General features: G+C 73.2%; 9 protein-coding genes. 4 read left to right on the top strand and 5 right to left on the bottom strand.

Annotated features, from left to right (window positions below):
- Nucleotides 1-12: 12 nt before the first annotated feature.
- Both E1284_RS34415 and E1284_RS34410 read right to left on the bottom strand, forming a co-directional pair.
- Nucleotides 13-1,608, bottom strand: coding sequence for a peroxidase family protein (locus tag E1284_RS34415; protein ID WP_131944341.1), 1,596 nt, complete (start codon nt 1,606-1,608; stop codon nt 13-15).
- Nucleotides 1,605-2,846 (bottom strand): cytochrome P450, encoded by a 1,242-nt coding sequence (locus tag E1284_RS34410; RefSeq protein WP_131944340.1) that lies wholly within the window; start codon nt 2,844-2,846, stop codon nt 1,605-1,607. The genes E1284_RS34415 and E1284_RS34410 overlap by 4 nt, the downstream gene beginning before the upstream one ends.
- A 186-nt stretch (nt 2,847-3,032) precedes the next feature.
- Between E1284_RS34410 and E1284_RS34405 the strand changes: the two genes are divergently transcribed.
- Nucleotides 3,033-4,013 (top strand): acyl-CoA desaturase, encoded by a 981-nt coding sequence (locus tag E1284_RS34405; protein ID WP_131944339.1) that lies wholly within the window; start codon nt 3,033-3,035, stop codon nt 4,011-4,013.
- A 29-nt stretch (nt 4,014-4,042) separates the two neighbouring features.
- On the opposite strand, the gene E1284_RS34400 is transcribed toward E1284_RS34405, so the two are convergent.
- The 3 genes from E1284_RS34400 to E1284_RS34390 all read right to left on the bottom strand — a co-directional run bounded on the left by E1284_RS34400 (nt 4,043) and on the right by E1284_RS34390 (nt 6,474).
- Nucleotides 4,043-4,600, bottom strand: a complete 558-nt coding sequence (locus E1284_RS34400) for a TetR/AcrR family transcriptional regulator (protein WP_243714921.1) — start codon at nt 4,598-4,600, stop codon at nt 4,043-4,045.
- Between the two features lie 73 nt (nt 4,601-4,673).
- On the bottom strand, nt 4,674-5,942 hold the full coding sequence (locus E1284_RS34395; protein ID WP_207924112.1) for a GMC oxidoreductase: 1,269 nt from the start codon (nt 5,940-5,942) through the stop codon (nt 4,674-4,676).
- 163 nt (nt 5,943-6,105) lie between these two features.
- The gene (locus tag E1284_RS34390) at nt 6,106-6,474 is read right to left on the bottom strand and encodes a hypothetical protein (protein WP_131944338.1); all 369 of its coding nucleotides are present in this window, start codon (nt 6,472-6,474) and stop codon (nt 6,106-6,108) included.
- Between the two features lie 301 nt (nt 6,475-6,775).
- On the opposite strand from E1284_RS34390, the gene E1284_RS34385 reads away from it, so the two are divergent.
- The 3 genes from E1284_RS34385 to E1284_RS34375 are packed head-to-tail and all read left to right on the top strand — an operon-like array spanning nt 6,776 to nt 9,961.
- Nucleotides 6,776-7,783, top strand: a complete 1,008-nt coding sequence (locus tag E1284_RS34385; protein ID WP_243714920.1) for a Gfo/Idh/MocA family oxidoreductase — start codon at nt 6,776-6,778, stop codon at nt 7,781-7,783.
- The gene (locus E1284_RS34380; RefSeq protein WP_243714919.1) at nt 7,767-8,645 is read left to right on the top strand and encodes a sugar phosphate isomerase/epimerase family protein; all 879 of its coding nucleotides are present in this window, start codon (nt 7,767-7,769) and stop codon (nt 8,643-8,645) included. The genes E1284_RS34385 and E1284_RS34380 overlap by 17 nt, the downstream gene beginning before the upstream one ends.
- On the top strand, nt 8,642-9,961 hold the full coding sequence (locus tag E1284_RS34375) for a M20/M25/M40 family metallo-hydrolase (protein ID WP_131944336.1): 1,320 nt from the start codon (nt 8,642-8,644) through the stop codon (nt 9,959-9,961). The genes E1284_RS34380 and E1284_RS34375 overlap by 4 nt, the downstream gene beginning before the upstream one ends.
- The last annotated feature ends 24 nt before the right edge of the window (nt 9,962-9,985 follow it).

The following is a 9,985-nucleotide window of genomic DNA, read 5'->3' as shown; positions in this document are numbered from 1 at the left end:
CGGTGGGGGCGGTCATCGCAGGGCTCCGCGCCAGGTCATGCTCACGAAGCGGGGGTGCGGGTCCTCGGGGGTGTTGCGGGCGAGGACGTCGCCGATCGTGCGGGTCTCGGCGATGATCCGCAGGCCGGTGCGGGTGAACGTCGCCGGGGTCAGCACCCGCGGGGCCAGCAGCGGGTTGGTGAGCGCCTGCGAGAACGCGTCGATCGCGATGATCTTGGTGAGGAGGGGCGGCAGGACGGCGGCGGCGGAGCCGGGCTCCTCGGCGAACAGGCCGACGTACAGCTCCAGGTCGTCCACGCTCCGGTACCGGTCGGCCAGGGCGTCCTGGACGCGCGGGTCGCCCGAGACCTGGGCGAAGTCGCGGACCCGGGGGAAGCGGCAGTGGGCGCGGTAGTCGTTGTAGGGGGCCAGTTGCAGGGCCCGGCCGTCGGCGATCGAGGAGACCTCGACCTCGCGCAGCAGCGGGTCGGTGTTGAACAGGCCGATGCGTCCGGCGCGCTGCTCGGAGGCGTCCTGGAACAGCCGGCCGAGCCCGGGGCCGGGGATCAGCGCGGCCCCGAAGAGCGTCCGGGCGGCGGGCAGCTCGGTGCCGCCGACGACCAGGCCGGACGGGATGAGGCTGTGCCAGCGGTAGACGAGGTTGAACTCGACCGACGCCCAGTTCTGCCGGTGCCAGGGGGCGCGCCGCAGCGTCCGGCCGAGGCGCGGGTCCAGCAGGAACCGGAAGTGGTACGGCGTGATGTGGTTGATGTACTCCTCGACGACCAGCCGGATGACCTCGACGATGACGATGTTGCGGGCGGTCTGGAAGAGGCGCTCGTCGTCCCAGCCGGGGTTCTCCGCCGCGAGCGTCCGGGCGACCCGGTTGTGCTCGCGCAGGAACAGCACCGTCATCATCGTGAAGCCGACCTGCACGTTGCCGCGGTCGCCGCCGGTCGCGAACAGGGTGTCGCGCTGCGCGTCGGTGAGCAGCTCCATGCGCACCGCCGTCAGCGCCGAGAACTCCGGCTTGACCTTGCCGTTCTCGCAGAGGAAGGGCGGGAACTCGCCGCCGTTGATCAGCCGGCTCTTGAGCAGCCCGCCCTCATGGGCGCGGACGGCGTCGGTGGCCTCGGCGGTCAGCCCGTACAGCGGGTTGAGGTCGATCTCGTGGTTGGACGTGCTGCGGCGCGGGTCGCGGGGCTCGCGCGACTCCCCGCGCAGGAACCCGTCCGTGAACCACTGGGCGAAGTAGGCGAACAGGACGGTGGAGCGGGGGCAGGGCGTCATCTCGCCGTCGCGGGCGAACAGGTCGGCGGCCTGCTCCACCGTCGGGCGGCCGGACTCCTGGTCGGGGACGGGCGGCAGGTGGCGCCCGCTGTAGGTGCGGTCGGTCAGCGAGGACCACGACGTGTAGGGCGCCATGGTGCTCAGCGGTTCGGGCCGCGGCGGCATCTCCCGGACGGCCTGGTCGATCACGGTCGCGTTGATGCGGCGGCGCAGCGGGGTGGAGCTCTCGGCGAGCCGCCACAGCGGCCGGCCGCGGGTGAGCGCCAGGTACTTCAGCCGGTTGCGGGCGCCGTCGGAGGCGAAGCCGCGGGCGCTCGGGTGGGCCTCTCGCACGGTCATGCCCCCTCGCGTGCCGGGGCGTCGAACCGCAGCGGGAAGCCGTCGGGGAAGACGCCCAGGTCGCGGTGAACGTCCCCGTCGGCGCGCAGGCCGGGTCTCAGCATGATCCGGCGGACGGTCTCGGCGATGACGACCCGGCCCGGATGCACGCCCAGGCAGGCGTGCGGGCCGTGCCCGAAGTGCATCCAGGCGTCCTCGGACCGGTCGGTCCGGAAGGTCGCGGGGTCCTCGACGGCGGTGTCGTCGAACATGGCGGAGGCGACCGCGGCGAGGACCAGGCGTCCGGCCGGGACGGTCGCCCCGCTGGGCAGCACGTGGTCGCGCGCGCAGTAGCGGGCGATCATCTTCAGGAAGGGGTCGAACCGCAGCGCCTCCCAGACATAGGGGTCGAATCGCTCGGGGTCGCCCGCGGCCGCGGCGGCCTCGGCGTGCAACTCGGGCCGGCCGAGCAGCAGGGACACCACGTTCGTCATGGACCCGGCCGCGTTCTCGACGAACCCGAGCAGCAGCCCGGCGACGTTGACCGCGACGCGCTCGTCGTCGAAGCCGAGTTCGGCGGGCAGCCGCGTGCGGGCCAGCCGGCCGAGGACGTCCCCGCCGCCCGGCGCCGCCCGCCGCTCGGCGACCAGATCGCGCAGGTACGCCATCATCTCCGCGCCGGCGGCGACCGACGCGGCGCGCAGGCCGGGGTCGCCGGCGAAGTTGGCGGTGACGTCGGTCATGATGGCCCGCGACCAGCGCGACAGCGTCCGCTCGTCGGGCCCGGGGAAGCCGAAGTAGCGGGCGCAGACCTGCAGCGGGACGCCCCGGAACAGGCCGGGGACCGCGTCGAACTCCCCGCCGGCCTCGGCCAGGGCCCGCTCGGCGAGCTCCCCGGCGAGCGCGCGCACGGCGGGCACGTCCTCGGGCGCGAGCATGGCCTGCATCAGGCCCTTCTCGCGCCAGTTCAGCGGGGTCCCGTCGCGGGTCAGCATGATCGGGCCGCCGAGTGCGGCCTCCATCGACGGCCGGTAGGCGCTGACCGGGAACGACGCCGGGCTCGACAGCACGTCGACGACGTCCGCGTGCCGGGTGACCAGCGTGAACGCCGGGGCGGCGAGGACGGGCCGGTCGGCGCGCAGCTCGGCGAACAACTGCCGCCAGTCGGCGCGTAACCACTCGGCCAGCCGGGCCTGAGCACCGGCCGGATCGGTCTGGACGAGAGCGTCGTAGGCGGCGAGAAGACCGTCAGGCTGCATGGCACCAACTCCGAACTCGTGATCGACCGGATCCAGAGAGTAAGGAATCGGTGTTGCCGCCGCCAAGGGTTTCGCCACTTTGAGTAGTTAGTTCAATTCGATCGGTGACGATTGCCTAACTCTCGGGCAACTGCCTTGCGCCGTGTTTCCGCAGTTCAATGGCATCCGAGTCTCGGGGGGAGCAGTATGGCGGAGCGTGCGCAGGGGGAGACCGTCCGGGTTTCGGAGGCCCGCCGGCATGCCTACTTGATCGTGCTGGTGGTCCTGCCGCCCCTCGCCCTGATCGCGGCGGTGCCCGTCGCCTGGGGCCGCGCGATCGGGCCGCTGGACGTCCTGCTCGCCCTGGCCATGTACACCGTCAACATCTTCGGTATCAGCGTCGGGTACCACCGCCTGCTGACCCACCGGTCCTTCCGGTGCCCCCGCCCGGTCCGGGTGGCGTTCGCCCTGGCGGGCGCGCTGGCCCTCCAGGGGCCGCCCACCCTGTGGGCCGCCGAGCACCGCAGGCACCACAAGTACTCCGACAAGCCGGGCGACCCGCACTCGCCCTGGGTGTACGGCGACACCGGTTTCGCCCTGCTGCGCGGACTGCTGCACGCCCAGGTCGGCTGGTTCTACAGCGCCCGCCGGCGGTCCGACCGGGACCACTGGGTGCCCGACCTGCTCGCCGACCCCGACATCCGCCGGGTGGACGCGGCCTATCCGGCGATCGCGGCCGCGTCCCTGCTGCTACCCGCCGCGGCGGGCGGCCTGCTCTCCTGGTCGTGGACGGGTTTCTGGACGGCCTTCTTCTGGGCCGGCCTGGTCCGCTACGCGATCGTCCACCACGTCACCTGGTCGGTGAACTCGATCGCGCACTGCTTCGGCGACCGCGCGTTCGCCGCCCGCGACCGCTCCTCGAACGTCCGCTGGGTGGCGGTGCTGACGTTCGGGGAGGGCTGGCACAACTGGCACCACATCGAGCCGACCAGCGCCCGCCATGGCGTCCTCAAGGGGCAGACCGACCCCAGCGCGGCCCTGATCCGCCTGCTCGAACGGCTGGACTGGGCCCACGACGTCCACTGGCCGTCCCCGGCCCGCATCGAGAGGCACGCGAACCGCCCCGTGGCGGAACCCGGCGCGGCGGGCCGGGAACCCGCGTCTCCGACAGCCCCCAGAACGGGCTGATCGGGAGGTCCTCCCGCACCCGCGTCTGGTCAGGCAGGTGGTGTGCGCCGGCGGAGGTGGAGCATGCGGTGGACGGTGGTGCTCAGGTGGCGGCGCAGGGTCTCGTCGTCCAGTTCGGCCAGGCGCGGGTCCAGGCCGGCGAGCATCAGGGCGCCGCTGACCATGGCGCACTGGACGAGCGTCTCGGCGTCGGGGTCCGGGCCGGTCAGCACGGCGTCGATGCGCTCCTCCAGTTCCCGCAGCGGCGGGCGGGCCCGCACGAGCCGCCCCACCTGCGGATCGGTCATGATCATGGCGAGCAGCCTGCGGTGCCGCACCACGAGGTCGACCACGCCGTCCAGCGCGACGCGGAGCCGGTCGGTGCGCCGCCGCTGGGCCTCGGCCGCGTCCGCCACGGCCTCCAGCTCGGCGATCGCGGGCGCGATCACGGCGCCGACGATGTCCGCCTTGGACTGGAACTGGTGGTAGACGGCGGCCTTCGTCACGCCGAGCTCGTCCGCGATCATCTGCAGCGAGGTGCCGCCGACCCCGTGCCGCACGAACAGCTCCAAGGCGGCCGCCAGCAAACGGCTCCGCGCCGTCCCCACCCGCACGCTCCTTCGCTCGGCCCGATGGTCCAGCCGACCACGGAGCCTACCCAGGCCGCGGGGGGTGCGGAGATCAGATGGCCGTTCCCACGTCGCGGGCGAGGAGTTCGTCGGCGGCCCGCTCGGCCACGGCGGCGATGGTCATGGACGGGTTGCAGGCCGCGGTGGTGCCCGGCATGAGCGCCCCGTCCAGGACGTAGAGGCCGCGGTGGCCGAGGACGCGTCCGGCGAGGTCGCAGACGATGCCCATGGACGCGCCGCCGAGCGGATGCCAGGTGGACGGGACCACCGCGTTGGTGTCGAGGAGCAGCGACCCGGGGCCGGCGATGTCGGTGGCCCGCTCCTGGAGCCGCGCGTACAGCGGGCCGTCGCCGCCCTTGGGCCACCGCAGGACGGCGTCGTCCTTCCTCGCGTCGTACACGAACCGCCCGCGCCCCTCGCTCACGCCGTAGCCGACGAGCATGGTGGAGCGCAGGTTGGCGGGCAGCGGCGGGAGGGACGCCTGGATCACGGTGTTCGCGGTGGCCGGGTCGTCCCATTCCTTGCTGCCGTAGACGACCGGGCCGCCCTGCGGGGCGCCGAAGTCGTCGGCGGCATCGGTCCAGACGTAGATGCGGTCGCCGTTGGTGCCCCAGTTGGTCCCCAGGCCGTCCGGCATGTCGGGGATCCGGTCCTTCGCGGCCGCGCGCATCAGCAGCCGGGTGGTGCCGGCCGTGCCGGCCGCCATGACCAGCGCCCGCGTCGTGATGATCTTCTTCTCCAGGACGGTCCCGTCGGTGGCGATGCGGTCGACGAGGACCTGCCAGCGGCCGTCGGGGGCCTTGGCCACATCGGTGACGTTGTGCCGGGTGGCGACCGTCACCAGGCCGGTGGCCTGGGCCGCGGCGATGTAGGTGACGTCGACCGAGTGCTTGCCGCCGTTGTTCACGCCCAGGGAGCAGTCGCCGTTGGTGTAGGACGGCTTCATCTCGCCCTTGAGCTCGCGCAGCGCGAAGGACCAGTCGATCGGCATCGTGATCTTCGACACCGCGTAGCCGGCGCGTGCGGCATTGCGGGCGAAGATGCGGGACGGCCGGTAGGTCGCACTGGCGATCAGCTCGTCCGGAGCGGTCTGAATCCTGAGCATGCGCGCGACCCGGCGGTAGTACACCCGGTCCATCCGGGCGTAGTCGAGCCCTTCGGGCATCGTGGCGTTGAAGAGGTCCTCCGTCGGCTGGAGGGTCATGCCCTGGTACACCAGCGAGCCGCCGCCGACGCCCGCGGCGCACAGGGCTCCGGCGACGGTGAGCCCCGCGGCCGCCGTCGCGCCGGCGAGCAGGGAGCGGCGGCTGATCTCGGGCATGGGACTCCGACCCCCACCGCGGAACCGAGCGCGGAACCGGCGGTGGTTACTTGTGAGTAGTGGCCCGAGGTTAGTGATCAGCACGCCCGGCTGTCTAGCCGTTCGGCTACCTTTTGGATAGCCGAACGGCTAGTGGGATGCGGGACGGTCGGACACCGGACGGTCAGCCGGCCCGGAAGCTGCCGGTCGGCGAGACGTGCGCGCCATATCCGGGGGAGAGGAAATTGAACGGCGGCGGGACGGGGAACGCGCAGAACGGATCCGTGAAGAAGAGCAGCCGCCCGCTGCCGTAGTTGGCGATCACATGCGCGCCCGGGGGCATGGATTGGCAGCGCGCCGAGGCCGGATATTCCCTCAGCTTCGTTCCGGCCCAGGAGATCTCGGAGCCCTCGGTCACGAAAACAATGATCTTTCCCTCCGGGGCGGCGGCCCGTTCCCGGGCGTTCGCCGGCGCGGTGGCGGAGGTGAGCAGGGCCGCCGGGAGCGCTGCGGCGGCGAGGACGGCGGCGGGGGTGCGTGCGGGCTTGGGCATGCCTCTCCTTGTGCGGTGGCGGTGCGGGGAACGCCGTCTTGATGCCCTTGACTCGTCCGCTTGTAACGCTCAGCAAGGTTCCTGTAACTGTTTGTAGTTACTTCTGCCTCGACGTCAGTCTCTGACGTGCGGTTTCGTGTCGCGACAATGATCGTCACGACAGAGAGTCATTGACCGGTAACGATAGGTCAATTAGCTTGGCTCGCTGTCGGGCCGCCGGTTCTCCGTGCCGTCCGGCCCGATTCTCCGCGTGCACCGGAAAGGGCTTTGACCTGCGATGCTGCATACTCTCATCGTCGGAATGGGCAGGTCCGGGCAGGGCCTGCACCTGCCGGCGCTGGCGCGCGTACGCGCCGCGGCCCCCGGCCTGCTGGCCCGGACGCCCGTCGTCGCCGTCGACCCGTTCCGTCCGCCGGCCGAGGTGCCGGGAGTGGTCGCGGCCGGGTCGCTGGAGGAGGCGGCGCGGCTGCGCCCGCCCGCGCGGACCGTGGTGCACCTGTGCACGCCCCCCGGCGCCCGCGCGAGCGTCCTGGCCGGCCTCGCCCGGCTCGGCTACCGCAAGATCATCGTGGAGAAGCCGCTGGCCGTGGACCTCGCCGGGCTGGTGGACGTGGCCCGGATCCGGCGCCGCTGGGATCTGGACGTCACCGTCGTCACGCACTGGCTCGACAGCGCCCTCACCCGGCGGCTGCGCGCGGCGGTGCACGGCGGGCGGCACGGCGGACTGCGCCGCATCGAGGTGATCCAGAACAAGCCCCGGTTCACGCGCAGCGCCGCCGCCCGGGACCATCCGACCGCGTTCGACGTCGAGCTGCCGCACGCGCTCGCCGTGGTGCTCAGCCTCGCGGGAGGCGCGCGGATCACCGCCGCCTCCTGGGACGACATGGTCGCCGAGCCGTTGCGCATCCCGCGCCTCGGCCGCGCCCGGCTTCGGCTCGACCACGTCACGGGCGCCCGCACCGAGATCGACTCGGATCTGACCTCGCCGGTGCGGGAACGGCGCATCACGCTGGAGTTCGACCGGGCCGTCCTCGTCGGCCACTACCCCTGCAGCGAGGCCGACCACACCGCGCAGCTGCGCGTCTTCCGGGCCGGCCGCGAGGTGGCCCGGAGCGTGTTCGCCGACGACGCGTTCGCGGCGTTCCTGCGCGGCGTCTACGCCCGGTACGCGGGGCCGGTGGCCGGCCTGCACCGGACGCTGCCGGTGCAGGTCGACACCGTCCGGCTGCTCACCGAGGCCAAACGCCTCTGCGCCCTCCAAGGAGCCGGGGCCCTCCGGCGAGATGAGGTCCATGATGCCGTTCGCTGAGGCCGTTCCGGCGGAGGTCCGCCTCGCCGGGATCGGGGACGAGGCCGCGCCGGATCTCGCGGGCCAGATCGGCGCGGTCGCCGAGCTGGGTTGGAACCGGCTGGAGCTGCGCACCATCGGCGGCACGCCCCTCGCGGACCTCGACGAGGACGCGTTCCGGCAGGCGGTCGAACGGCTGGAGGCCACCGGGACGTCCGTGGCCGGCGTCGCGTCCAAGATCGGCGACTGGTCGCGTCCGGTCACCGGCGACTTCGCCGCGGACGTCCGTGACCTGGAGGTCCTCGCCCGCCGCTGCGCGGTGCTCGGGACCCGGCTGGTGCGCGTCATGTCGTATCCGCGCGGCGGCCTGGACGAGCCCGAATGGGGCCGCCGCGCCCGCGAGCGGCTGCGCGAACTGGCGCGCCGCGCCGAGGACCACGGGCTGGTGCTGGCGCACGAGAACTGCGCGGGCTGGGCGGGCGACCGCGCCGACCGGATGCTGGACCTGGTCACGGGCATCGGCAGCCCGGCGCTGCGGCTCCTGTTCGACATCGGCAACGGCGTGGCGCACGGGTATCCGCCGCTGCCGATGCTCCGCGCGATCGTCTCGCACGTGGTGCACGTCCATGTGAAGGACGCGCGGTCCGGCGCCGGCGGCGCGGTCGTCTTCGTCCCGCCCGGCGAGGGTGAGGCCCAGGTCGCCGAGTGCCTGGAGGTGCTGTTCCAGAGCGGGTACGGCGGTGTGCTGTCCATCGAGCCGCACGTGAAGCTGCGGCCGCACCTGGGGTCCGGCACCGGCGGCCGGGAGGCGTTCGTCGCCTGCGGGCGCGCCCTCGAACGGCTCCTCGCGCGGACGGCGCTCACCACCGGCGGCGGGCGATGACCGCGCACGCCGTTCCCGCGCCGCTGACGTCCGGCGACCGCGACCTGCTGCTCCGGCTCATCGACCTGCCGACCGCCGGTCCACTGGAGACCGGGGCGGACGCGCCGCCGTCCCGCCTCGCCGAAGCCCAGGACGCCTATGGTCGCCATGCCGCCGCGATCGGCCTGCGCGTCGTGCGGCACGCTCCGGCGGAACCGGCCGATCTGGCCTCCGGGCCCGTCCCCGCGCCGGTCCGCGAGGCCATGGCGTGCCCCCGCTTCCTCGCCGACCAGCCGAGCCTCGTGCTGCGGCTGGGGCCGGACGACCTGCCCGCCGCCCGCACGGTGATGTTCAACGTCCATCTGGACACCGTCGCCGGACTGCGACCGGCGCGCTTCGACGGCGAACGGTTCCACGGGCGCGGGGCCATCGACGCCAAGGGGCCTGCCGTGGCGCTGCTCGCGGGCATCCGGGCCGCGCGGTCGCACCGTCCCGCGCTGGGACGCGACATCGGTGTGCTGGTGCAGGCCGTCGCCGGTGAAGAGGGCGGCGCGATGGGCGTCTTCGGCACGCGTCCCCTGGTCCAGCGCGGCTTCACGGGGCGTCTGAACATCTTCTGCGAACCGACCGGTGGACGCTTCCTGCCGCGCAGCACGGCGGCGATGACCGCGCGCATCGTCGTCGACGGCTCGGACGCGATCGACGACCGTCCGGGCGGCGGGCACAACGCGAGCGTCCTGCTGGGCTTCCTCGCCCAGCACCTCGGCCGCGCGCTCGACCCGGCGGCGTCCGAGGCGGCGGTGTGCGTCGCGGGCCTGCACACGGGCACGCGGCACAACAAGGTGTACGGGGGCGGCTCCCTCCTGCTGAACATCGGCTACGCCTCGCCGGCGGCCGCCCACCGCCTGGAGCAACTGCTGCGGGACGCCCTGGACGAGGGCCTCAAGGAATTCGTCTCCGCCTTCGCCGGCACGGCACTGTTCGGCCGCACCGCGGCCGACGCCGCCGCCATCACCCGCCTGGAGTGGCACAAGCACGGGCTGCCCGTGCTGGACGACCGCGACGCATGGGGCCACGCGCTGCTGCGCGACCGCGCCGGAATCCCGCCATGGCCCGCCGGCGAACCCGCCTTCACCTGCGACGCCATCTGGATGGCTCAGGTGCCCGGCGCCTGCACCGTCGTCCTCGGGCCCGGGGACCTCGCCGCCAACAACGCCCACGCCTCCGGCGAGTTCGCCTCCGCCGCCGAGCTCGCCGATTTCGCCGCCGCCGTCTCCCGCCTGCTCATCGCTTTCACGGACACCGCTTTCACCGACGAAAGGAACAGATCACCGTGACCGTGACCCCGTCCGCCAGGACAC

This window comes from Actinomadura bangladeshensis, assembly GCF_004348335.1.
In the GTDB taxonomy this organism is placed as follows: Bacteria; Actinomycetota; Actinomycetes; order Streptosporangiales; family Streptosporangiaceae; genus Spirillospora; species Spirillospora bangladeshensis.
The sequence above is the reverse complement of the archived record's forward strand: the minus strand, read 5'-3'. Positions and strand labels throughout refer to the sequence as shown.